The organism is Pseudomonas sp. HD6515 (assembly GCF_024971855.1).
GTDB lineage: Bacteria > Pseudomonadota > Gammaproteobacteria > Pseudomonadales > Pseudomonadaceae > Aquipseudomonas > Aquipseudomonas alloputida.
Window position 1 is genome coordinate 2533149 of record NZ_CP079827.1, and the last position, 23752, is coordinate 2556900.

A 23752-nucleotide genomic window follows, 5' to 3' on the forward strand; every position below is an offset into this window, starting at 1 on the left:
AGGCCTACGTTAATCTGGTTATAAGCTTATAAAAAATCGTAATTTAGGATGGCAAATATCCGAAAAGCTGATAGTTTTCAAAAATGACCCCAGAACAGCTGATAACATTCGCCACGGTTGCCGAACACGGCAACATCAGCCATGCCGCTCAAGCACTGCACCTGTCGCAGCCGGCGGTGTCCGGCCAGCTCAAGCTCTTGCAAGAGGCGTTTGGCGAACCCCTTTACCAACGTGCCGGCCGCGGCGTGCGGCTGACAGCGGCCGGTGAGCAGTTGCTGGCGCATGCCGAGCGCCTGCGCGAAACCTTCCGACAGGCGCAAGCATTGCGCGAGGCCATGCGCGGGCTGGAGCGCGGCACCTTGCGCATCGGCGCCAGTACCACGCCCGCCAGTTACCTGCTGCCTTACCTGATCGCCGATTTTCACGGGCGTCATCCGGATGTGCTGGTCAGCACCTCGCATGGCAACACGGCGGAGATCGTCGCCGCCCTGGACAGTGTTGATATTGCCCTGATCGAGGGGCCGCCCGGGCAGGAGTTGCCGTTGGGTACGCAAGTGACGCCGTGGCGCGAGGACGAGATCGTGGCGATTGTGCCCCGTGGGCATCCCCTGGCAAGCAGTGACCAGCAGACACTGGCGGCGCTCGGCACCTACCCCTTGGTACTGCGTGAAAGCGGCTCGGGTGTGCGGCAGATCGTCGAGCGGGCGTTTGTCCGTGATGGCGTGGCAATGCGAGTGGCGCTGGAGATCGCTGGCGTTGAAGGGGTAAAAGAGGCGGTCCGGGCCGGGATGGGGGTTGGCTTTGTGTCGGCGATGTCCATTCGTCATGAAGATGGGGCGCTGCACCGGCTGCAGGTTGCGCCGCAGGCGCTGGTGCGGCGTTTTTCCATTCTGTTGCCGCATGGGGCTACGCCTTCGCGGGCTGCCTCGCGGTTTCTTGAATTGTGTGCTGCCATGCAAGAGGTGGGTTGACTGTGCTGGCCTCTTCGCGGGCGTGCCCGGTCCCACAGGTTACAGCACAGATGTTGAAGACTGTGCTGTACCTGGACTGCCCGCCAAAATTTGAAAGCCTGCGCGCTGCGCTTGCTCAGCCGCTTCGCGCAATTGCGACCCTCTGACGGCGGTACTTGAGAGAGATGTTTGGGGGCTTCTGAGCAATGAGGATTGGTCAAATGGATCGGCGTCGGGGTCATTTTGCTCGTGCGATTAGCACGGTCAGGTCGTAAGTCAACACCGAACCGGTGCCGGCTACCTGCACAGCAATCGCGAGCGTGACCCAGCCGCAATCGTCTCGACGAGCGTGCTGTGAGACATTCATCACCTTTGCCGTCAGGCTGAGCCTATCTCTCGGCTTCACAGGTCGATGCATGATGAAGTTTTCAATGCGGTGCCCGGCCACGACATGCGTCACCGAAAACAGCGCATCACACAGCATTCGCTGAGCCAGTGCGAAGGTATGCACGCCGCTTGCACAATGTACGCCCAGGGGGCTGGAAAGCGCCTGAACAGGATCAGTGTGCATGTATAGCGGATCGTATTGCTTTGCGAAGGCGATGATTTCGTCTTGCGCCAACGCTTCATCTCGATGGTGCGTCCACGCCTGGCCGACAGAAAACTGCTCCCAGAACATCTCGCTGGCACTCATGGAAAGGACCTTAAACAGGTGGGGTGACTATCCTGGATGCAGGGGCGAGAATGAAGCAATGCCCGCTTACCTCAGGTGTTGTGACCTCTCTGGGCGGTAATCCAAAACGTGTTGCAATAAAAAACAAGGGGCGTTGACACCTGGCACAGTGATATTGGTACGGTAGATCTTCTACGGGTGTGTCTGCTTTGCAAGGCAGCCTTTGGTATCGAGTTAGCAACGGAGCCCCAGATGGAGTTTTCTGCCCACAAAGGCACCACGTCGATCAGCCTCGTGCGGGACGCACTTCAAGGAGCAGAACTGCGTGGCCTGGATGTTGCTACTGTGCTCAGCCACGCGCATATTGATCCACGCCTGCTGGACCAGCGCTATGCCAGGGTACCTGCTGGTACGTTCTCCAGATTGTGGATTGCGTTAGCGGATTTGCTCGACGATGAGTTTTTTGCGGCAGACAGTCACCCTCTTCGCAGAGGTAGCTTCAAGCTGATGGCGCAGTTGGCCCTCGGCTGCGACACCATTGGACAGGCGCTCAAGCGGATTCTGGCGTTTCTCAGGACTGCCCTTGATGACATCTATGGGTCGGTGGAGTGCGATGGAGAGTATGCTGCAATTGTCATCCATGATCATGGTGAGTCGCGAAGGGCGTTTTGTTATGGTGCCTGGCTGGTCCTCGTGCATGGTCTGCTTTGTTGGCTGTGCGACAGGCGCATCCCTGTTTTGAAGTTATCGATGCGTCCTCCTCAGCCAGAGGACGACAGCGACTATCGAATGCGTTTTTGTGAGGAAATCGAGTGGCGGGCCGAGAGAACCTCCGCTGTTTTCGAGAAGAATGTTCTGGAGTACAAGGTTTGCCAAACGCTCAGCACACTGCCTTTGTTTTTGAAGGGAACGCCAAGTAACTTCCTTGTGAAATACCGTAACGACGACAGCACGAGCATTACGATCCGGCGGCGACTAAAACTGCTCTCTCCACACACATGGCCTGAACTCGATGAACTCGCACGCGACTTGAGCATGTCCAGTTCCACCCTACAGCGAAGGCTCTACGCTGAGGGTTTCACCTACCAACGGCTCAAAGATAATCTAAGGCGGGATATTTCCATCAGTCTGCTCTGCCGGGCAGGTATGACGGTGGATGGCGTTGCGTCAGAGGTTGGCTTCATTGAGACCAGTGCGTTCCACAGGGCATTCAAAAAATGGACGGGTATCACCCCTGGTGCTTACCGACGCTCGTTGCGTAGCCCTCGAGGGGACTAGTCCTCTGCGCTTGGGCTGATCACCCGCTGATTGAAGCCATCTGGTTTTCCAAAACTGCCCGTTCCGGTCAAGCAGAATGATGCCATTGGGCATGGTTGGGCCTTGCCATTAGGCCTACGATTTTTCTCGGGCGCCTTCTAGGGTCTCTCAACTCTTCCGACTTACACGCGGAACCATGCGTACCTGCGCGTGTGGTCGAGTTGTGCCAGATCGCTATACGTATGTGGACTTCAAAAACACAACAATAAGATTGAAGGAGACACGGTATGAGTTCTTTGAATATGTACACGTTGACCGAAGAGTCGAAGTTTAACCGCTTTCATGGGATTATTCTGTTCTGGTGCGTGTTAATTCTGATTATCGATGGCTACGACTTGGCAGTGGTGGGGGCTGCCTTACCGGCCATCATGGCCGATATGCAAATTGATGCGACCAGCGCCGGAGTAATGGCTGGCTCAGCATTGTTTGGGACAATGCTGGGCGCCATTTTTTTAGGCACATTGGCAGATCGAATTGGCCGGCCGAAAATGATCGCGATCTGTGTAGCGCTGTTCAGCGTTTTCACCGCTGCGGCAGGGTTCACTGACAGCCCGCTGACCTTCAGTATCATGCGCTTTATCGCCGGCTTGGGCATCGGCGGTGTGTTGCCCATCTGTACGGCGCAGATGGGTGAGTTCTCGCCCTTGAAAGTTCGCACCCGGCTGGTGACCATCGTTTTCGCAGGCTATTCGGTGGGCGGAATTCTGGTAGCCCTGACGGGTAAACAACTGATCGAAAGCTACGGTTGGCAATATGTGTTTTACGTGGCCGTCCTGCCAGTGGTTTTGATTCCTTTCATTCTCAAGTCAATGCCCGACTCTATCGGCTTTATGTTGAAGCAGGGTCGACAAGACGAGTTGAAAATCATCGCGCGTCGCCTTCGTCCTGACCTTGTGATCACGGATGACACGCAGCTCGTCGGCAATCCTCAGATTATCTCTGCTCAAGATAAGCCAGTACGAAGCCTTTTCCTGGAAGGCCGTGGATACAGCACGGTCATGATCTGGATGGCATTCATGACCGGGCTGTTCATGGTGTATGCGCTCAATTCGTGGCTCACCAAGTTGATGGCCATGGCGGGTTTCAGCCTCGGTTCAGCCCTGAATTTCGTCATCGTGTTCAACCTCGGTTCGATCTTCGGTGCAATTCTGGGTGGATGGCTTAGCGACAAATTCAGCATCAAACACGTCTTGGTGGTGTTCTATGTAGTGGGCGCGGTCGCACTCACGTTGCTGGGATATACCCGCTCCACCGAACTGCTCTTTGTCGTCGTGTTCATCGTGGGGGCCTCGACCCTTGGCACCCAGCTTCTGGCCTATGCATACGCCGGCGATTTCTATCCCTCCACCATCCGCTCAACTGGCGTCGGTTTTGCCTCGGGCGTCGGTCGCGTCGGGGCGATTGTCGCACCTGTTTTGATTGGTGCCTTGGTGTCGATGGCGTTGCCGCTGGAGCAGAACTTCATGGCAATCGCGCTCGCCGGCCTGGTAGGGGCTGTTGCAGTGACCATGATCAACCAATCTCGCTCGGACTCGGCTGTAGTGAGGAAGAAGGCCACGGTTGCCCACGAGCTGACCTGACCATAATTCTGCGAGACAGGTGCCAAGTATGCTTATTGATCGCTTGCGCAAATCACCGGTAGGTTCGGACGAAACTGCCCGTTTGATCGACTGGGCAATCGTCTCACGTCGGAGCATCAGGTCGTTCTTCCCAACCCCAGTTCCGCGAGAGGAAATTGAAGCGGTTCTGAACGTTGCGCGCTATAGCGCAACAGGCGTCAACCTGCAGCCCTGGAACGTGCATGTTGTTACCGGCGATATGAAGGCACGGTTGTCCGCAGCAATTACTGAGGTTGATGACCATCCGGCTGATGACCAACGCTTTTCTGATCCCTACGCGTATTACCCCAGGGAGTGGACATCTCCCTACATCGAACGGCGCAGGGAGGTAGGGTGGGGGCTCTATAGCTTGTTGGGCATCAGTCGAAGCGATAAACAAAGGATGCACGAGCAACACGGCCGGAATTATCGCTTCTTCGGGGCGCCTGTTGGCCTGTTCTTCACGATTGACCGCGTGCTTCAGGAAGGGAGCCTGCTGGACTATGGCATGTTCCTGCAAAGCCTCATGATTGCCGCACGGGGAAGAGGCTTGCACACCTGCCCGCAGGCAGCATTCCTTAAATATCACAGCATCATCACTGAAATGCTGGCAATACCGAAGAGCCAAATGCTCGTCTGTGGGATGAGCTTGGGTTATGCCGATGATGGCAGCATTGAGAACACGTTGGTTACTGGCCGTGAACCCGTGCGTGCATTCACGACCTTTCACTCAGAATAAAAAACCTGGCGTGCGCCCTGTCCAAGTTTAGCGCCGGGCAGGGTGATACTGTTTCGATCATTCCGCTAAAGCGGGCCTTCACCCATTTGTAGGATTGGCATTGCATGGGGCGCTTCGCTGCGCTCCATGTTCAAGCACACAACAAGAACAAGGTGCCTGTGATGTCTATTGCTTTAAAAAAATCGTTGGCTTGTTCAGCAGCATTGCTGGTCGCGCCTTATGCTTCTGCCGCGTTCGTGGAAGACTTCAAAGGCAGTCTCGAACTCCGTAACTTCTACTATAATCGCGATTTTCGCAATGATGGCGCCACTCAGTCCAAGCGCGATGAGTGGGCGCAAGGCTTTATTTTGAACTTGCAATCGGGTTTTACAGAAGGGCCCGTGGGCTTCGGTATTGATGCGATGGGCTTGCTGGGGGTGAAGCTTGATTCCAGCCCGGACAGAACGGGATCAGGGCTGCTGGCCTACGATTCCGACAGGCAGGTTGAGGATGAATACGGTAAGTTCGTAGCCACCGCCAAAGCAAGGATGGGTAAGACGGAGTTGAGGATAGGGGGGGTGAACCCTCTGATGCCTTTACTCTGGAGTAATAACAGCCGCCTGCTGCCTCAGGTCTTTCGCGGTGGTTCGCTGACCGTCAACGACATCGATAAATTGACGGTAACGGCTATAAGGGTCAACGCCGTGAAGCAGCGTAACTCCACCGATTTCGAATCACTCACAGCCACGGGCTATGCCCCGGTTGAGGCGGATCACTACAACTACCTGGCATTTGACTTCAAGCCCACGAAGGACATGACCTTCAGCTTGCACGCCGCCGAGCTTGAAGACCTCTACACCTCCTACTTCGCCGGCATTAAAGTCATCAAACCGTTGGGGGAAGGCAATGTGATCGCGGATGTTCGCGTGTTCGATGCCAGCGAGACAGGCTCCAAAAAACTGGGTGAGGTGGACAACAGAACGCTGAGTAGCTACTTCGCCTACAGCATCAAGGGACACACCCTCGGTGGCGGTTACCAGAAGGCTTGGGGCGACACCTCGTTTGCGTTTGTAAACGGCACGGATACCTACCTGTTCGGCGAATCGCTGGTCAGTACATTCACTGCCCCTGAGGAGCGGGTGTGGTTCGCAAGGTACGACTTTGATTTCGCTGCGTTGGGTGTACCAGGCTTGCTGTTCACCACCCGGTACATGAAAGGTGATGATGTTGATCCTGATCTGCTGAAGAGCCGCCAAGCCGCTTCACTCCGCCTTAACGGGGAGGAGGGCAAAGAATGGGAGCGGGTCACTGATATCTCTTATGTCATTCAGAGTGGGCCGGCGAAGGGTGTTTCGTTCCAATGGCGAAACTCCACGAACCGCTCGACCTACGCTGACAGCGCTAATGAAAATCGCTTGATCATGCGTTACACCTTCAACTTCTGAATAGCGAAATGGGCCGGCCTTCTGGCGCCGGCCCCTTTTTTGCCATTCATTCCCAATCGACGGGTTCGCTGTTTCCCGCCTGAATTGCACCAGGCGTTCGGACGCCTGCACCCAGCCGTTTCATCTTTTGCTGCGAAAGGCCAGTACCGATCAAGCCACTGCTGCCAGCTTGGCGCTGGTCTGCCGACGACGGTAGGCACTGTCACGGCTCGCCAGCCACCAGTACAGCGGCGAGGTGATCGCCAACCCTACCAGCCACGACAGGTCAGCCCCGTTGATATGCTCGGAAATCGGCCCGACGTACAGCGGGGTGTTCATGAACGGTATCTGCACCACGATACCCACAGCGTAGGCGATCAGGGCCTGCGGGTTGTAGCGCCCATAGATCCCACCATCGACCTGGAAGATCGACTGGATGTCGTAATCACCTTTGTGAATGGCGTAGAAGTCGATCAGGTTGATCGCCGTCCACGGCACCAGCACCACCAGCAGTACCAGCACCATGTCAACGAAGTGGCCGATGAAGTCTGCCGAAGCGAACACCGCTACCACGCAGCAGGCCGACAGCACGATCAGCGACAGCACTGCACGGCTTTTGGCGGTGGGGATCCAGCGGTAGGCGAACGTTTGCACCAGGGTGATGATCGACAGCACCGCGCCATACAGGTTGAGGGCGTTATGGCTGATCACACTGAGCAGGAACAGCACCAGCATGATCGGGCCGAGCGTGCCGGTGGCCAGCTTGACCGCGTCCATGGTGTCCATGCCGGCCGGGATCGCCAGCACGGCCACGGCGCCGAAGATGAACGACAGGCTTGAACCCAGGGCCGAGCCCAGGTAGGTGGTCCAGAAGGTCGAGCTGACTTTGACATCTGCCGGCAGGTAGCGCGAGTAGTCCGACACATAGGGCGCAAAGGCGATTTGCCACAACGCCGCCAGCGACACGGTGGCCAGCCAGCCGGCCAGGTTGAAGCCGCCGCGGGTGAGGAAATCGTCGCTCTGCACATGGGTGAAGATGTAGGCGAAGCCAACCACGATACCGATACCCAGTACCCAGGTGCCAATGCGATTGAGCACGTGGATGAAGCGGTAGCCGATGATGCCGATGATGCCTGAACCCAACGCACCGATGACGATGCCCACCGGTACCGGAACGGCGTCGACCACGCCATGCAGTGACTTGCCGGCAAGGACGATGTTGGAAGCGAAGAAACCGATGTACATGACGCCGGCGATCACCACCACCAGCAGCGCGCCGAGGGTGCCGAACTGGGCGCGGCTCTGGATCATCTGCGGAATGCCCATTTGCGGGCCCTGGGCCGAGTGCAGGGCCATCAGCACCCCGCCGACCAGGTGACCGACGAGGATGGCGACGATGCCCCATACCAGGTTCAGGTGGAACAGCTGCACACCCAGCGCGCCGGTGACGATGGGCAACGGCGCGATGTTGCCGCCGAACCAGAGTGTGAACAGATCCCTTACCTTTCCATGGCAGTCTTGCGGGGGCACGTAGCCGATCGTGTGTTTTTCTATCAGGGGTGCCGAATTGGCTGCACTGGTCATGACTGACTCCAAGGCAAGGTAGGGCATTGGGAACTGCCCGGGGGCGTGCCGGCGGTGGGCGACGCGTTCTTGTTGGAGCGATGATGAGGGGCGCGGGGGTAACGAGAAATTAGTAAATATGTGCCCATAAGCGTTAAAAAAACTAAGGCTGACAAAAGCTTAAGCGGGTGACGGTAGCAAGGAGAGTGCCAGCTGGCTGAAGGCCGTGGGGTAGAGGGGCGGCGGGTTGGCAACCCGGATCACGGTGGGCTGGGTTGGTGCGATGTGCGCGTTTTCAGGGCAGATGAAAGGTTGCCTGGGCCGGCCTTTTTGCGGGTAAACCCGCTCCTACAGCAGGCGCGGGTTTACCCGCGAAGGGGCCGGCACAAGAGGAAACAGCTACATGGGGAGCAACCGATCCTGAATCACTTCCTTCATCACCAAGGTCGAGCTCAAGCGTTTCACATTGGGAATACTGGTCAGATGCTCGTCATACAGCTTCTGAAACGCCGGCAGGTCCTTGGCGACCACATGCAGCAGGTAATCCGGGTCGCCAAACAGCCGCTGCGCTTCGACAATCTGCGGGATCTGCGCCAGTGCCGTTTCAAAGTCCGCCACCGGCTGGCGGGTCACCTCGCGTAGCGTCACGAACACCAACGCGGCAAAGTTCAGCCCAAGGGCGCTCGGTGCCAGCCGTGCGTGATAGCCCAGAATGGCGCCGGACTCTTCCAGTGCCTTCAAGCGCCGATGACAGGGTGACAGGCTGAGCCCCACGCGGTCGGCCAGCTCGGTTACCGACAGCCGCCCGTCTTTTTGCAGCTCGGCAAGGATTTTTCGATCAGTTCTATCCATTGGGAAGAATCTTCCAGTACATGATTGCTGAGGGGGAATATACGAAAGAAAATCCCCGGACGGAATCCGTAATCTATCGACATCCCAATGCAGTAGATAAGGAAGATTCAAGTGGCTATCAGTGTGCTGACGGCGTTCTGGGCTGTGTCGATGCTGTTCGTGATTACCCCCGGTGCAGACTGGGCCTATGCCATCTCGGCCGGCATGCGTGGGCGCTGGGTGATGCCAGCGGTGGCGGGGATGTTGTCGGGGCATTTCCTGGCCACGCTGGTGGTGGCGGCCGGGGTCGGCAGTTTGCTGGCAGGTCACCCGTTGGCGCTGACCTTGCTGACCCTGGCGGGGTGCAGTTACTTGCTGTGGCTGGGCGGCAACCTGTTGCTCAGCCCGGCATTGCCGGCGGCCGGGCAGGGCGGCGCGGGGGAGTCGGGCTCACGCTGGGCGTTGAAGGGTTTTTGCGTCAGCGGCCTGAACCCCAAGGTATTCCTGCTGTTCCTGGCCCTGCTGCCGCAGTTCACCGACCCGCAGTCGAGCTGGCCTGTGCCCTTGCAGATCTTGTTGCTGGGGCTGGTCCACCTGTGCAGTTCGCTGGTGATCTACACGCTGGTCGGCTATGGCGCCAAAGCTGTGCTGAGCACTCGGCCGGGTGCGGCAAAGCTGGTCGGGCGGGTGTCGGGGATGGCGATGATTACCGTGGCCCTGGGCTTGATAGCCGGGCAAATGACCTGAATTTACCGGTTCAGCATGACTTCAGATAAACTCGCTGCAACCTAATGCACAACCAGGATGTGCCCCGTGCCCGAAACCACGCAACTGCTCACGTTCGCCTTGATTTGCCTCGGCATGGTCCTGACCCCAGGGCCGAACATGATCTACCTGATTTCCCGCTCGATCTGCCAGGGCCGCCAAGCCGGCTTGATTTCGCTTGGCGGTGTGGCTCTGGGCTTCGTCATCTACATGTTCTGCGCGGCAATGGGCATCACGGCGCTGGTGATGGCGGTACCCTTTGCCTACGACGCGCTGCGCATCGGTGGCGCGCTGTACCTGTTGTACCTGGCCTGGCAGGCGCTGCGGCCGGGTGGCCAATCGCCGTTCCAGCTCCGTGAACTGCCCGCCGACAGCCCGCGGCGGCTATTCACGATGGGGTTTGCCACCAGCCTGCTCAACCCCAAGATTGCCGTCATGTACCTGTCGCTCATGCCGCAATTCATCGAGCCGGGCCACGGCAGCGTGCTGTTGCAGTCGCTGGTGCTGGGTTCGACGCAGATTGCCATCAGCGTTACGGTCAACGCGCTGATTGCGATCATGGCCGGTTCCATCGCCGTGTTCCTGGCTGGCAGGCCGCTGTGGCAACAGGTTCAGCGTTGGTTGATGGGAACGGTGCTGGCGGGGCTGGCGGTGCGCATGCTGGCAGAAGGGCGCCGTTGATCGCCTATTGCGATGCAAGGTATCAGTGGCCGAATACTTTGCCGAGTATCTGGCACACCTGTTCTGCCGAGTAGGGTTTGGCCAGGAAGGTGAACCCTTGGTGCCCGCCTTCGGCAATCGCCTCGCTATAGCCCGAAGTCAGGATCACCGGCAACTGCGGGCGCTGGCGGCGAAGTTCGCGGGCCAGTGCCAAGCCACCCATGCCGGGCATGACCACATCGGAAAACACCGCATCAAAATCACCTGCCGGGCCAGTCAACTGCGCCAGCGCTTCTTCTGCCGACCGTGCATAGCTGATTTGGTAGCCGTGGTCCTCGAGGAGCTGAGCTGTGAAACTGCCCAGGTCGGGATTGTCTTCTACCACCAGTATTCGTCGCCGCTCGCCCTGTACCTGTGGCTGGCTGCCGGCCGAGGCGTCTTCGGGCGAGGCCGCAGTTGGTGCCTCCTGCGGCAGATACAGGGTAAAGGTGGTGCCCTGGCCGGGGATGCTGTTCACCTGTACATCGCCCCCGGATTGCTTGGCGAAACCAAACACCTGCGACAACCCGAGCCCGGTACCTTCACCTGGGGCCTTGGTGGTGAAGAACGGGTCGAAGATGCGCTCCAGCAACTCGGTGGCAATACCGACTCCGTTGTCGCTCACCGATATCGCCGCGAACGGGCCTGGCTGTGAAGGCTGACCGCGCAAGGCCGGCAGGCACTGGTCGGCCTGCAGGCGCAGCTGCAAGGCACCTTCGCCAGCCATGGCATCGCGGCCGTTGAGCATCAGGTTGATTACCGCGGTTTCCAACTGGCTGAGGTCGGCGCGGATGTGGCAGGGCGCTTGGGGTAGCTGCAGCTCGACCCGGATGCGCGCGCCAGTGACGGTGTCGAGCATGTCGGCCATGGCTTCCAGCCGTGGCCCGGCTTCGAACACCTGTGGGCTGAGGGCCTGGCGTCGGGCGAAGGCCAGTAGCTGGCCGGTCAGTTTGGCACCACGGTCGACTGTGTCGGACATGGTCTTGAGGTAGCGCTCTCGGCGCTCCTCGGCCAGGTTGGGGCGCTGCAGGAAGTGCAGCGACGAGCGGATGATGGTCAGCAGGTTATTGAAGTCGTGGGCTACGCCGCCGGTCAGCTGGCCAATGGCTTCCAGCTTCTGGGCTTGGCGCAGCACGGCCTCGGTGTGCAGCAGCTGAGTGGTGCGTTCTTCTACGCGATGTTCCAAGGTCGTGTTGAGCGCTTCAAGGGCCGCCATCGCTTCGCGCACTTCGGCATGGGCCTGCGCCCGCTGTATGTGCGCCCAGCATCGCTCGGTCACTTCGCTGATCAGTGCTTGCTCGTAGTCGGTCCATACCCGGGGTACGCGGTCGTGAATCGCCATCAGCGCGGTCAGCCTGCCACCCTTGATCAGTGGCATGCAGATGGTGGCCGTAATGCCGATGGCCTGAAAAGTCGCCGCCTCGTCAGTGGCCAGTTCGCGCAGGTTGTCGTTGATCACCAAGGCCAGGCCGCTGCGCAGGCGGCTGACCGCCAGGCGGCCGAAGTCATGCAGGTGATAGTGGCCCACCAGGCGTGGTGAGCCGGGTGTCACCGCATCGCCGCAAATGGTGAAACCGTCCTCGTCGGGGTCCATCATTGCATAGGCGCAGCTGGACAAGCCAAGGTGCTCGACCAGCATGCGGGTGGTGATGGCCATGATCTGGTCCGGGTCGGTCGCCTCGGTCACGGCTCGCCCGAGGGTATCGAGAAAGTTCAGGCGCTGGTTGGTGACCACGCTGGCGGTGGTTTCGGTGACCGTGTCGAGCATGCCCAGTATCTCGCCATCATGGCCGCGAATCGGGCTGTAGCAGAAGGTAAAATAGGCCCGCTCCAGGCCGCCGTTGCGGTCGATCATCAGCGGGAAGTCTTCGATGTAAACCGCTTCGCCGGCCAACGCGCGGGCCGCCATGCTGCTGATTTCATCCCAGGCTTCGTGCCACACGTCGCGGAAGGGGATGCCCAAGGCCAGGGGCTTGCGACCGAGAATCGGGGTGAAGGCATCGTTGTACAGGGTGATCAAGTCCGGGCCCCAGAGCACGGCTTGCGGAAAGCGCGAGGCCAGGCACAGAGCCATCGTGGTTTTCAGGGCATCGGGCCAATGTTCCAGCGGGCCCAGGGGGGTGGTGGCCCAGTCGTGGTTGCGGATGCGTTCGGCCATTAGCCCGCCGCCATCTAGCCATCTAGCCATGTGCTTTGCCGGTCCTCTTTCTCAAGGCCCTTAGGGTGCACCGAGAATAGACCGTTGGCGAGGGTTTTGTGAGGGCTGTGCCACTGCACGAGCCTCTGTAACTGCGCGATCCGGGTGAGTGCAGGTTCACCCGCGAAGAGGCCGTACCGGCTAGCGCATGAAGTGCACCTTGCCGGTGTCATCATTGCCCATGTAAATGCCATACACCCCGGCCTGCCGCTCGAGGATGTAGCGCTCGAGAATTTGCCGGATGGCCGGGTAGTAGATCTCATCCCAGGGGATTTCATCCGGTTCGAAGAACTTGTACGCCAGCGTCTCAGGCCCGTACTGCCCGGTTTCTTCGGTGACGATGGCACGGAAGATGATGTACACCTCGCTGATCTTTGGCACGCTGAAGATCGAATACGGCGAGACGATGTCTGCACGTACGCCGCTTTCTTCCCATACCTCGCGCAGCGCCGCCTGCTCGGTGGTTTCGCCAGCCTCCATGAACCCCGCAGGCAAGGTCCAGGTGCCGGGGCGAGGGGGAATGGCGCGCTGGCACAGCAGGTACTTTCCATCGCGCTCGATGATGCAGCCGGCGATGATCTTGGGGTTGATGTAGTGGATGTAGCCGCAGCCGGCGCAATGCAGGCGTTCGTGGGTATCGCCTGTGGGAACGCCCCGGGCCAGTTCCGTGGTGCAGTGCGGGCAGTAGCGCGGGGCATTGGGCATGATCAGCGACCTATGCGGGGTTCCTTCAGGGCCAAGGGTTCGACAATGTCGCGCACCTTGGCGTTGTCATCCTGCTTCTGGCGCAGGTAGTCCAGTGCCACCTTGGCGGCGGCGCGGACGTGGTCGACCGAGGCCTGGTGGGCTACCAGCGGGTCACCGCCCTTGATGGCCTCGACGATCTTTTCCATTTCGCGGTTGCTGGCGCCGCGGCGGTTTTCCTGCGATACCGAGGTGGCGCGCAGGTAGCTGATGCGTGCTTGCAACTGGCGCAACTGCTGGGCCGCCACCTGGTTGCCGGAGCCTTCCAGCAGCACATCGTAGAAACCTTGTACCGAATCCAGCACCTGTTGCAGCTCACCTTCTTCCAGTGCCTCGCGGTTCACTTCCAGCGCGCGTTCCAGCGCACGGATGTCCTTGGCCTTGGCGTTGAGGGTGAACAGTTGCACGATCAGGCCTTCGAGCACACAGCGCAGCTCATAGATGTCACGTGCGTCTTCCAGGGTGATGATGGCCACCCGTGGGCCTTTGGCGTCGGCGAACTCCACCAGGCCTTCGGACTCCAGGTGACGCAGCGCTTCACGTACCGAAGTGCGGCTGACGCCGAGACGGTCGCACAGGTCGCGTTCGACCAGGCGGTCGCCGGGCAGCAGGTGAAAGTTCATGATAGCGGCGCGCAGCTTGTCGAGCACGATTTCGCGCAGAGTAACGGGATTGCGGTTGACCTTGAAGCTGTCGTCGAGTGGCTGGCGTTTCATCAGGTGCGCTCTTTATGAGGCTGTTGCGCCAACATCGCGGAATGCCTCGAACCGAGGCTTTCCATGCAGTGGTTCGAACAGCCCGTTGTTAACGGGTTGGCTCCGCATCGGCTTCGGCAAAGGCTTCACGGGCCAGGCGGAAACTGTCCACCGCCGCGGGTACGCCGCAATAAATGCCGACCTGGAGCAGGATTTCGCGAATCTGTTCACGGCTCAGGCCATTGCGCAGGGCACCGCGAATGTGCAATTTGAGCTCGTGGGGCCTGTTGAGCGCGGAAATCATGGCCAAGTTTATCATGCTGCGCTCTTTCAGCGACAAGCCTTCACGGCCCCAGACGTGACCCCAGCAATACTCGGTGACCAACTCCTGCAACGGTTTGGTGAACTCATCTGCGTTCTGGATCGAGCGGTTGACGTAGTCCTCGCCCAGCACCTGGGTGCGGATTTTCAGACCCTTTTCGTACTTTTCATTGCTCATGTGCAGTACTCCGGCATAAAACAGGGGCCGCAACCGAGGGTGAGACGATTAGCGCGACCCCTGAAAACAGGGTCATCGGTGTTGGCTTTTTCGCGGGATTGCCCGCTCCCACGGGTTCCAGGATCTGTGCGATACCTGTGGGAGCGGGCGAGCCCGCGAAGCGGCCAACACCGACTTCAAGATGTATCAGCCAAGCGGCGGCAGGGCGCCGAGCTTGCCTTTGTGGTAGACCATCGGGGTCACCGGCTCGGCCGGCAACACCAGGTTCTTCACCGCGCCGACAATGATCGCGTGGTCACCGCCGTCGTACTCGCGCCACAACTCGCACTCGATGATCGCCGTAGCCTTGGCCAGCAGGGGGTTGCCCAGCTCGCTCAGGTGCCACTCCACGCCCTTGGCCTTGTCCTTGCCCTTGCCTGCGAAGGCATAGGCTTCGGCGGTCTGGTCGGCGGACAGCAGGTGGATGGCGAACTGCTTGCTGTCGCGCAGAATCGGGTAGGTGTCGGAGGCGTAGTTGGGGCAGAACAGCACCAGCGCCGGGTCGATCGACAGCGCGCTGAATGCACTGGCGGTGATGCCGACGATGCCGCCGTCGGCGTCCAGCGTGGTCACTACCGTGACGCCGGATGGGAAGGAGCCCATCACGTCTTTGTAGATGCCGGGTTCGATCATCTCGTGTTCCTCTTAGCGCATCACGAACGGGTCGGGCATCGGCGCGGTGGACAAGTTGATCCACACGGTCTTCAGCTCGGTATAGGCCAGCACCGAATCGATGCCGCTCTCACGGCCGTAGCCGCTGTTCTTGAAACCACCTATCGGTGCCATGGCCGACACGGCACGGTAGGTGTTGACCCAGATGATCCCCGAACGCACGTCGCGGGCCAGGCGGTGGGCACGGCCCAGATCGCGCGTCCAGATGCCGGCAGCCAGGCCGAATTGCGAGTCGTTGGCTATGGCCAGTGCTTCTTCTTCGGTCTTGAAGCGGATCACCGCGGCGACCGGGCCGAACACTTCTTCCTGCATGATGGTCATCGCGTTGCTGTCGCACTCGAACAGGGTCGGCTCGTAGAACCAGCCGTCACCTTCAACGTCGGCACGCTTTCCGCCCATGTGCAGTTTTGCGCCTTCGGCCTTGGCTGCTGCCACCAGGCCTTCGACGACTGCCAGCTGTTGCGCGGTGGCCATCGGGCCCATTTCGCTGGCGTCGTCCTGCGGGTTGCCGATGCGGATGCGCTTGGCGCGGGCAATCAGGCGCTCGACGAACACGTCGAAGATTTCATCCTGCACCAGCAGGCGCGAACCGGCCACGCAGCTTTGCCCGGACGCGGCGTAGATGCCGGCCACGGCGCCATTGATGGCGCTGTCCAGGTCGGCGTCGGCGAAGATGATGTTCGGCGACTTGCCACCCAGTTCCAGCGACAGCTTGGCGAAGTTTTCGGCACTGCTGCGCACCACGTGGCGGGCGGTGGCGGCACCGCCGGTGAAGGCGATCTTGCGCACCAGCGGGTGGCGGGTCAGCGCCGCGCCGGTGCTGGGGCCGTAGCCGGTGACCACGTTGACCACACCGGCCGGGAAGCCGGCCTCAAGGGCCAGTCGGGCCAGCTCGAGGATGGTCGCCGAGGCGTGCTCGGACGGTTTGAGCACGATGGTGTTGCCGGCAGCCAAGGCCGGCGCCAGCTTGATCGCGGTGAGGTACAGCGGGCTGTTCCACGGGATGATCCCGGCAACCACGCCGATTGGCTCGTGCACGGTGTAGGCGAACAGGTCGGGTTTGTCCAGCGGCAGGGTGCCGCCTTCGAGCTTGTCGGCCAGGCCCGCAGTGTAGTGGAAGAACTCCGGCAGATAGCCGACCTGACCGCGGGTTTCGCGGATCAGCTTGCCGTTGTCACGGCTTTCCAGCTGGGCCAGGTGCTCCTTGTTCTCGGCAATCAGGTCACCCAGACGACGCAACAGCTTGCCGCGCGCGGTGGCGGTAATGCTGCGCCACGCCTTGCTGTCGAAGGCACGCTGGGCGGCCTGAACGGCCAGCTCCACATCGGCTTCATCGGCGTCGGGCAGTTGCGCCCAGGCCTGGGCGGTGGCCGGGTTGAGGCTGTCGAAGGTCTTGCCGCTCTGGGCATCGCGCCATTGGCCGTCGATGCACATCTGGAAACGAACGAGGGTCATGCAACAATCCCCTTGGCGGATTCGGTGAGGGTGCGGGCTTGGGTGAGGAAGTCCAGCAGCATCTTGTTGACTTCACGCGGTGCTTCCACCGGCATCATATGCCGTTGCTCGGCGAGGACCACACTGCGTGCGCCAGGAATGCTGGCGGCGAGCTGGCGGGTCATGGCCGGGGTGGAGCCCGAGTCGAGTTCGCCGGTGGCGATCAGCGTCGGCACCTGGATACTGCCCAGGTCGTCGGCGCGGTACATGTCCTGAGTGGCGAACAGCGAATAAGTGGTGTGGTAGCCCTGCGGGTCGTTGCTCGCCAGCACCTGGCGAATGGCGGCGACCTGGGCGGGGTTGGCAGCCTTGTATTCACGGCTGAACCAGCGGTCAAGGGCAGCATCGACGTTGGCGTCTGGGCCCAGCTCCGCCGCTTGTGCAGCGCGGGCGATCACCCCGGCACTTTGCTCGGGGGTGCGGTTGAACACGCTGTTGAGCACGACCAGTGCAGCCAGGCGCTGCGGGTAATTGAGGGCGAACGCACGGGCAACCAGGCCGCCCATGGAGAAGCCGATCACGGTGGCTTGTGCAATTTGCAGGTGGTCAAGCAGTTCGGCGAGCTGGTCGGCATAGCCTTCCAGCTGTGTGTCGGCGGCCGGTACGCGGCTTTGACCGTGGCCGAGCATGTCGTAGGCGATGACGCGGTAGTCGTTGGCCAGGCCAACGAACTGACCGCCCCACATTTCCTTGTTCAGGCCCACGCCGTGGATCAGCACCACGGGTTGGCCCTGGCCGACATCCAGATAGCTGGTGCCGGCAGGTGTGCGTTCAGCGACAGGCTGAATCATGGAGGGCGCTCCTTGAAGGTCGGGCGCGGCGGGTAAGCACGCCACGCCCCGGCCCGTCTTGGTTGTTGTTATTGAGCGTTGGCTTTTTCGGCAGCCAGTTCTTCCAGGTCGATGTAACGGTTGCCGATGCGCGGGTGCAGGCGGCCGCCATCGGCTGCGCCCAGGACCACGACGATTTCATCGGCACGCGGGGCATCTTCGATCTGCATTTCCAGGGTGATGTAGTGCGAACGCAGGCCTTCGTCGTCCTTCTGCATCATCGGGATCTGGATCGAAGTGCCTGGGCCGCCGCGCTTGTTGGTGAAGCTCAGGTAGCTCTTGGCCTGTACCGCCTCGCGGTAGTGGTTGCCGAAGCGCAGGGTATGGATGACGGCCGAGGCGTGCTCGATTTCGCCATCGGCGCCGACGACGGCGGCCTTACCGTAGGCCTCGATCTTGTCGGCGCCGCCAATGGCAGCAGTCAGGCGCTCGACCATCAGGGCTCCCAGCTCCGAGCAGTTGGCGCGAATTTCCGGCTTCAGATCTTCAACGAAACCGCGACCGGCCCATGGGTTCTTGATCACGACGGCCAGGCCGACCATGGTCACCGGCTTGTCGGTGGCTTTGCCGCCTTCGATGCGGGTCTCTTCGGAGTAGGTGACGATCTTGCGGATTTCGAAACTCATGGATGGCTCCTGGTGAGGGTTATCAGCTCTTGTTGTCTGATGGTATACCATAATATTTGTTGTGCAAGAGGTGTCAGGAAATTTCTCTTGTCGGGGGACGAAAGGTGGCCTGATGCCTTGATTTCTCTGTTGTCTGTACTGGCCTCTTCGCGGGCTTGCCCGCTCCCACAAGGACTGCACAGGTTTCAAAAAAAAGCCCGCTCACGCAGGCCGAAGGGGCCCACGGGAGCGGGCGCGTCCCGCAATGATTCAGGCAATGGGAATTCAGGCGAACGCCGGCACCACTTCCTTGATGAACAGCTCGAGCGACTTCTTCTTCTCGGCGTGGGGCAAGCTGTTGTCGCACCAGAAGCTGAACTCGTCGACGCCCAGTTCCTGGTAGTACTTGATGCGTGCGATGATCTCTTCCGGCGTGCCGATCATGGTGTTCTTGCGGATGTTCTCCAGCTGGAACGCCGGCACTTCGGCGAATTTCGACTCCGGGCTCGGCTCCAGAAAGCCATTCACCGGGGTGGTCTTGTTGCCGAACCAGGCATCGAAGGTGCGGTAGAAGCGCGAGATCGCCTGGGCGCCGACCTTCCAGCCTTCCGGATCAGCCGGGCTGTGCACATGGGTGTGGCGCAGTACCATCAGTTGCGGGCGCGGCACGTCTGGGTTGTTGTCCAGGGCGGCCTGGAACTTGTTCTTCAGGTCCAGCACTTCTTCGTCCCCCTTCATCAGCGGGGTGACCATGACATTGCAACCATTGGCAACGGCGAAGTTGTGCGAGTCCGGGTCGCGGGCGGCGATCCACATAGGCGGCGTGGCGTTGAACGGCTTCGGTACGCTGGTGGAGGTCGGGAACTTGTAGATTTCACCGTCGTGAGCGTAGTCGCCTTCCCACAGCTTACGCACCACCGGTACCATCTCGCGCAGCGCCTTGCCGCCGTCGGTGGCCGGCATGCCACCTGCCATGCGGTCGAACTCGAACTGGTAGGCGCCGCGGGCCAGGCCCACTTCCATGCGGCCGTTGCTGATCACGTCGAGCAGGGCGCATTCGCCAGCGACGCGGATCGGGTTCCAGAACGGCGCGATGATGGTGCCAGCGCCCAGGCGGATCTTCTCGGTGCGCGCGGCCAGGTAGGCCAGCAGCGGCATCGGGCTTGGCGAAATGGTGTATTCCATGGCGTGGTGTTCGCCGATCCACACGGTGCTGAAACCGCCGTCTTCGGCCATCAGGGTCAGTTCGGTCAGGTCTTCGAACAGCTGGCGGTGGCTGACCTGTTCATCCCAACGTTCCATGTGTACGAACAACGAAAATTTCATGGGTTTTTCCTCAACGCTTGTTATTGCCCGTCAGTCAATCGGGCTTCAGTGTGGGAGCAGGCTGCGTCCAACTGCAGGCTTCAGGCAAAGGCCGGCAGGCTGGCCATCTTGCCGCGGCAGTACACCATCGGCCGTGGCGCTTCGGCAGGGACGATCAGGTTGTGTACCTTGCCGACCATGATGGCGTGGTCGCCACCTTCATATTCACGCCACAGTTCGCATTCGATGACGGCGGTGGCACCGGCCAGGATCGGGTTGCCCAGTTCGCTCAGGGTCCACTCGATGCCGCTGGCCTTGTCCTTGCCCTTCTTGGCGAACGCGTAGGCTTCAGCCTGCTGTTCACCGGACAGCAGGTGAATGGCAAAGCGCTTCTGCTTGATCAGTACCGGGTAGGAGTCGGAGGTGTAGTTGGGGCAGAACAGCACCAGCGGCGGGTCCATCGACAGGGAGGAGAAGGCGCTGGCGGTCAGGCCGACGACCGAACCGTCGTCGTCCTGGGTGGTGATGACGGTAACGCCGGACGGGAAGGAGCCCAGAACGTTCTTGTAGACAGTTGCGTCGATCATCGGGAGTACCTCTGAAGGGCTGCGGTGGTCCGCGGTTTTTATCGTTGATGTGTCTGATGGTATACCGTAATACCTATTTTGCAAGCGGAATTTTCAACCCTGCGTTTTCGCGATGAACGGCCCAAAGCCACGAAAAACGTGGCCTTGAGCGGTGAGGCGGTTTGTCGCAGGGGTTTTGCAAGCGGATCAGTGGCCGTTTTTTCATGCGGATCAGTGTTGTCAAAAGTTTGGAATACCATAATATGGTCCGCAGCTGAGAGGCCGCCTTGATGCGGTTTCCTTACAAAGATAAAAACGACCTTTCGAGCTGAAAACCATGTCCCAACCGTCGTCGCAACACCAGTTTGTCGAGAATCACACGGTCGATTACGTTCCACCTGCCGAGCGCCATGGGAAGGCGCGCGACCTGTTCACCCTCTGGTTCAGTACCAACATTGCGCCATTGCCTATCGTGACCGGCGCCATGGTGGTCCAGGTGTTCCACCTGAACCTGTTGTGGGGCCTGATCGCCATCGTGCTGGGCCATCTGGTCGGGGGCGTGGTCATCGCCCTGGCCTCTGCACAGGGGCCGCAGCTGGGCATTCCGCAAATGGTGCAGAGCCGTGGCCAGTTTGGCCGCTACGGTGCCTTGCTGATCGTGTTCTTCACCGCGCTGATCTATGTCGGCTTCTTCATTTCCAATATCGTCCTGGCGGGCAAGACCATTCACGGCATCGCGCCGAGCGTGCCGATGCCCGGCGCGATCGTGATCGGTGCCCTGAGTGCGACTGCCATTGGCGTGATCGGCTACCGCTTCATCCATATCCTCAACCGCATCGGTACCTGGGTGATGGGCTCGGCGTTGCTGGCCGGTTTCATCATGATGTTCGTCCAGGATCTGCCGGCTGACTTTTTCAGCCGTGGCGCGTTCAACCTGTCGGGCTTCATTGCCACCGTGTCGCTGGGTGTGATCTGGCAGATCAGCTTCTCGCCGTACACCTCTGACTACTCGCGCTACCTGCCCCGTGAAGTGGGCATTGCCAAGCCGTTCTGGGCCACTTACTTCGGCGCCACCCTGGGCACCATCCTGTGCTTCAGCTTTGGTACGGTGGCGGTGCTGTGCGTGCCGGAAGGCACCGACGCAATGGATGCGGTGAAGCAGGCCACCGGCTGGCTGGGCCCGATCCTGATGGTGCTGTTCCTGCTTAACATCATCAGCCACAACGCCCTCAACCTTTACGGCGCCGTGCTGTCGATCGTGACCGCGATCCAGACCTTCATGGCCGAGTGGACGCCGAGCATCAGGGTACGGGTGATCCTGGCCTCGATCATTCTGGTGGGCTGCGGGATGGTGGCACTGAATGCCTCGGCGGACTTCATCGGCCAGTTCATCGGCCTGATCCTGGCGCTGCTGCTGGTGCTGGTGCCGTGGGCTTCGATCAACCTGATCGATTTCTACCTGATCAAGAAGGGCCAGTACGACATCGCCTCGATCTTCAGTGCCGACGGCGGCATCTATGGCCGCTTCAACCACCACGCGATCATTGCCTATGCCTGCGGCATCCTGGTGCAGCTGCCGTTTGCCAATACTTCGCTGTATGTGGGGCCGTACTCGAACATTGTCGAAGGGGCTGACCTGTCGTGGCTGTTCGGCTTGCTGGTGACCGTGCCGCTTTACTACTGCCTGGCGACGCGCGGCAAGGCTGTCGAGAAGGCGGGGCGGGTGGTAAGCGTCAACGACTGATAGACCGCTGTTGCGGTAGCCGGGGCCGCAATGCGGCCCCGGCTGTTTTGGATCAAACCTTGAACTGCGCCACCATCCCGTTCAGGTCCACCGCCAACCGCGACAGATCCTGCGCCGCCGCACTGGTCTGGTTCGCGCCCGCCGACGTTTGCATCGCCAGGTCACGAATATTCACCAGGTTCCGGTCCACCTCGCGTGCGACCTGCGCCTGCTCTTCCGAGGCACTGGCAATCACCAGGTTGCGCTGGTTGATCGAAGCAATGGCCTCGGCAATCACTTCCAACGCCTGCCCTGCGCTTTGTGCCACTTCCAGCGTACCCGTGGCGCGACCCTGGCTGCTGTGCATTGCTGTCACTGCCCGCTCGGTGCCGTTCTGAATCCCGGCAATCATCTGCTCGATCTCTGCCGTCGATTGCTGGGTACGGTGGGCGAGGGCGCGTACCTCGTCAGCCACCACGGCAAACCCACGTCCTGCCTCTCCGGCCCGTGCCGCCTCGATGGCGGCGTTCAGTGCCAGCAGGTTGGTCTGCCCGGCAATTGCACCAATCACGTCCAGCACCCGGCTGATCTCGTTGGCGTTGCTGGCCAGCTGCTCGATCTCAACTGATGTGCCGGTCACATCCGCTACCAGATGCTGGATGGATGCCAGCGCCTGGTTGACCTGGTCGCGGCCATCGCGGGTGGTCTGGTCAGCGCCTTTGGAAGCATCAGCAGTGCTGACCGCGTTGTTCGCCACTTCCTCGACTGCCGCAGTCATCTGGTTCACCGCCGTGGCGGCCTGGTCGATTTCTGCACTTTGCTGATGCAGGCCGCGGCTGGTGTCTTCAGTGACGGTGTGCAGTTCTTCCGAGGCCGAGGCCAGTTGGTCGGAAGACGCGGCGATCTGGCGAATGGTATCGCGCAGGCTGCCCTGCATCCGGCTCAGGGCGCGCAATAGCATGGCCGGCTCATCGCGGCCGGTTACCCGTATCTCCCGGGTCAGGTCGCCGGTCGCCACGCGCTCGGCCACAGCCAGCGCATCGGCCAGCGGCACGACGATACTGCGGGTGAGCACGGTAGCGATGGTGGCAAGGGCCAGCATGATTACCACCAGTGAGGCAACCAGCGCGGTGAACGCTTCGTCCGCTACGTCGCTGCTGCGCTGCGAGGCTTGTTCGGCACCTGTGCCGTTATAGGCGATCAACGCTGCCATGGCCTGCATCATGCTGTCGGCGCGCTGAGTCAGCGGGCCGCTGATCTGCTGCTTGGCATCGTCCATGTGCCCAGCTTGAATGCCTTGCAGCACACGGGTCTGTAATTCGAAATAGTGCTGATAAGCAGCGCTGAAGGCATTGAACAGGGCGCGGTCATCGGCAGCGATGATCGTGTCGGCATAATCCTTCAGCGCATTATTCAGCTCGGTATTGATGCCGTTGAGCATCTGCAGGTTGCGCTCGCGGTCACTGGGGTTGTCGTCCAGCGCGGCACGCAAGGTGACGGCGCGGGCACGCCCGAGGTTGGTGCTGATGTCACCGAGGGCTATTACGGCCGGCATCCAGGTCACCCGGATTTCATCCGTGGCCTTGTCCATCTGCCGGGTTTCGTAAAGTGCGATCAAGCCCATGAACAGGACCAGGATGCCCAACAGGGCGAACACGCTTGCAGCGCGAATGCCGATCTTCAAATTCCGTAACTGCATGGAATGCTCCTTGACGGTGGCGTGCAGGCCTCAGGAGCTTGGGTGGATGGCCGGGTCACCGGTATGGCGCCAGGCTCTTGATGCGCTGCGGAGTTGTTTGTGTGTCTCACCCTCGTGACTTTTTTAATTTCAATGATGCCATATGG

General features: G+C 60.4%; 22 protein-coding genes. 8 read left to right on the forward strand and 14 right to left on the reverse strand.

What is annotated here, in order from left to right; translation table 11 throughout:
- Positions 1-83: 83 nt before the first annotated feature.
- Positions 84-971, forward strand: a complete 888-nt coding sequence (locus KW568_RS11635) for a LysR family transcriptional regulator (protein ID WP_004577495.1) — start codon at positions 84-86, stop codon at positions 969-971.
- A 217-nt stretch (positions 972-1188) separates the two neighbouring features.
- Here the strand turns inward: KW568_RS11635 and KW568_RS11640 are convergent, their stop codons facing one another.
- Positions 1189-1644: a MaoC family dehydratase gene (locus KW568_RS11640; RefSeq protein ID WP_004577493.1), complete on the reverse strand. Its 456-nt coding sequence runs from the start codon at positions 1642-1644 to the stop codon at positions 1189-1191.
- A 231-nt stretch (positions 1645-1875) separates the two neighbouring features.
- Here KW568_RS11640 and KW568_RS11645 point away from each other — a divergent pair, with 231 nt between their 5' ends.
- The 4 genes from KW568_RS11645 to KW568_RS11660 all read left to right on the forward strand — a co-directional run bounded on the left by KW568_RS11645 (position 1876) and on the right by KW568_RS11660 (position 6701).
- On the forward strand, positions 1876-2901 hold the full coding sequence (locus KW568_RS11645; protein WP_004577492.1) for an AraC family transcriptional regulator: 1026 nt from the start codon (positions 1876-1878) through the stop codon (positions 2899-2901).
- A gap of 266 nt (positions 2902-3167) precedes the next feature.
- Positions 3168-4520: an aromatic acid/H+ symport family MFS transporter gene (locus KW568_RS11650; RefSeq protein ID WP_003256085.1), complete on the forward strand. Its 1353-nt coding sequence runs from the start codon at positions 3168-3170 to the stop codon at positions 4518-4520.
- Between the two features lie 28 nt (positions 4521-4548).
- Positions 4549-5277, forward strand: coding sequence for a nitroreductase (locus KW568_RS11655; protein WP_004577491.1), 729 nt, complete (start codon positions 4549-4551; stop codon positions 5275-5277).
- 104 nt (positions 5278-5381) lie between these two features.
- Positions 5382-6701, forward strand: a complete 1320-nt coding sequence (locus KW568_RS11660; RefSeq protein ID WP_003256081.1) for an OprD family porin — start codon at positions 5382-5384, stop codon at positions 6699-6701.
- A 150-nt stretch (positions 6702-6851) separates the two neighbouring features.
- Here KW568_RS11660 and KW568_RS11665 read toward each other — a convergent pair whose 3' ends face one another.
- Entirely contained in the window at positions 6852-8264 is a 1413-nt protein-coding gene (locus KW568_RS11665) for a cytosine permease (RefSeq protein WP_004577490.1), read from the reverse strand.
- A gap of 378 nt (positions 8265-8642) precedes the next feature.
- Positions 8643-9095 carry an Lrp/AsnC family transcriptional regulator gene (locus KW568_RS11670; protein WP_003256079.1) on the reverse strand — a complete coding sequence of 151 codons (453 nt, stop codon included), beginning with the start codon at positions 9093-9095 and terminating at the stop codon, positions 8643-8645.
- A gap of 111 nt (positions 9096-9206) precedes the next feature.
- Between KW568_RS11670 and KW568_RS11675 the strand changes: the two genes are divergently transcribed.
- Both KW568_RS11675 and KW568_RS11680 read left to right on the forward strand, forming a co-directional pair.
- The gene (locus KW568_RS11675; protein ID WP_003256078.1) at positions 9207-9821 is read left to right on the forward strand and encodes a LysE family translocator; all 615 of its coding nucleotides are present in this window, start codon (positions 9207-9209) and stop codon (positions 9819-9821) included.
- A gap of 66 nt (positions 9822-9887) precedes the next feature.
- Positions 9888-10520 (forward strand): LysE family translocator, encoded by a 633-nt coding sequence (locus tag KW568_RS11680; RefSeq protein ID WP_003256077.1) that lies wholly within the window; start codon positions 9888-9890, stop codon positions 10518-10520.
- Positions 10521-10542: 22 nt separating this feature from the next.
- On the opposite strand, the gene KW568_RS11685 is transcribed toward KW568_RS11680, so the two are convergent.
- The 10 genes from KW568_RS11685 to KW568_RS11730 form a co-directional block, all read right to left on the reverse strand.
- Complete coding sequence (locus KW568_RS11685; RefSeq protein WP_003256076.1) at positions 10543-12726, reverse strand: ATP-binding protein; 2184 nt, start codon at positions 12724-12726, stop codon at positions 10543-10545.
- Between the two features lie 150 nt (positions 12727-12876).
- A complete protein-coding gene (locus tag KW568_RS11690) occupies positions 12877-13440 on the reverse strand; it encodes an NUDIX hydrolase (protein ID WP_003256075.1) in 564 nt (187 codons plus the stop codon).
- Between the two features lie 2 nt (positions 13441-13442).
- Complete coding sequence (locus KW568_RS11695) at positions 13443-14195, reverse strand: GntR family transcriptional regulator (RefSeq protein WP_003256074.1); 753 nt, start codon at positions 14193-14195, stop codon at positions 13443-13445.
- Positions 14196-14283: 88 nt separating this feature from the next.
- Complete coding sequence (locus KW568_RS11700) at positions 14284-14673, reverse strand: carboxymuconolactone decarboxylase family protein (RefSeq protein ID WP_003256073.1); 390 nt, start codon at positions 14671-14673, stop codon at positions 14284-14286.
- Between the two features lie 186 nt (positions 14674-14859).
- The gene (locus KW568_RS11705) at positions 14860-15345 is read right to left on the reverse strand and encodes a flavin reductase family protein (RefSeq protein WP_003256072.1); all 486 of its coding nucleotides are present in this window, start codon (positions 15343-15345) and stop codon (positions 14860-14862) included.
- A 12-nt stretch (positions 15346-15357) separates the two neighbouring features.
- A complete protein-coding gene (locus tag KW568_RS11710) occupies positions 15358-16839 on the reverse strand; it encodes an aldehyde dehydrogenase (protein ID WP_003256071.1) in 1482 nt (493 codons plus the stop codon).
- A complete protein-coding gene (locus KW568_RS11715) occupies positions 16836-17669 on the reverse strand; it encodes an alpha/beta fold hydrolase (RefSeq protein WP_004577489.1) in 834 nt (277 codons plus the stop codon). The genes KW568_RS11710 and KW568_RS11715 overlap by 4 nt, the downstream gene beginning before the upstream one ends.
- 68 nt (positions 17670-17737) lie before the next feature.
- Entirely contained in the window at positions 17738-18334 is a 597-nt protein-coding gene (locus tag KW568_RS11720) for an amino acid synthesis family protein (RefSeq protein WP_003256068.1), read from the reverse strand.
- A gap of 264 nt (positions 18335-18598) precedes the next feature.
- Complete coding sequence (locus KW568_RS11725) at positions 18599-19639, reverse strand: LLM class flavin-dependent oxidoreductase (RefSeq protein WP_003256063.1); 1041 nt, start codon at positions 19637-19639, stop codon at positions 18599-18601.
- Between the two features lie 80 nt (positions 19640-19719).
- Complete coding sequence (locus tag KW568_RS11730) at positions 19720-20205, reverse strand: flavin reductase family protein (RefSeq protein ID WP_003256061.1); 486 nt, start codon at positions 20203-20205, stop codon at positions 19720-19722.
- Positions 20206-20521: 316 nt separating this feature from the next.
- Here KW568_RS11730 and KW568_RS11735 point away from each other — a divergent pair, with 316 nt between their 5' ends.
- Positions 20522-21928 (forward strand): cytosine permease, encoded by a 1407-nt coding sequence (locus KW568_RS11735; protein WP_003256059.1) that lies wholly within the window; start codon positions 20522-20524, stop codon positions 21926-21928.
- A gap of 52 nt (positions 21929-21980) precedes the next feature.
- Here the strand turns inward: KW568_RS11735 and KW568_RS11740 are convergent, their stop codons facing one another.
- A complete protein-coding gene (locus KW568_RS11740) occupies positions 21981-23606 on the reverse strand; it encodes a methyl-accepting chemotaxis protein (RefSeq protein WP_003256058.1) in 1626 nt (541 codons plus the stop codon).
- Positions 23607-23752: the final 146 nt, after the last annotated feature.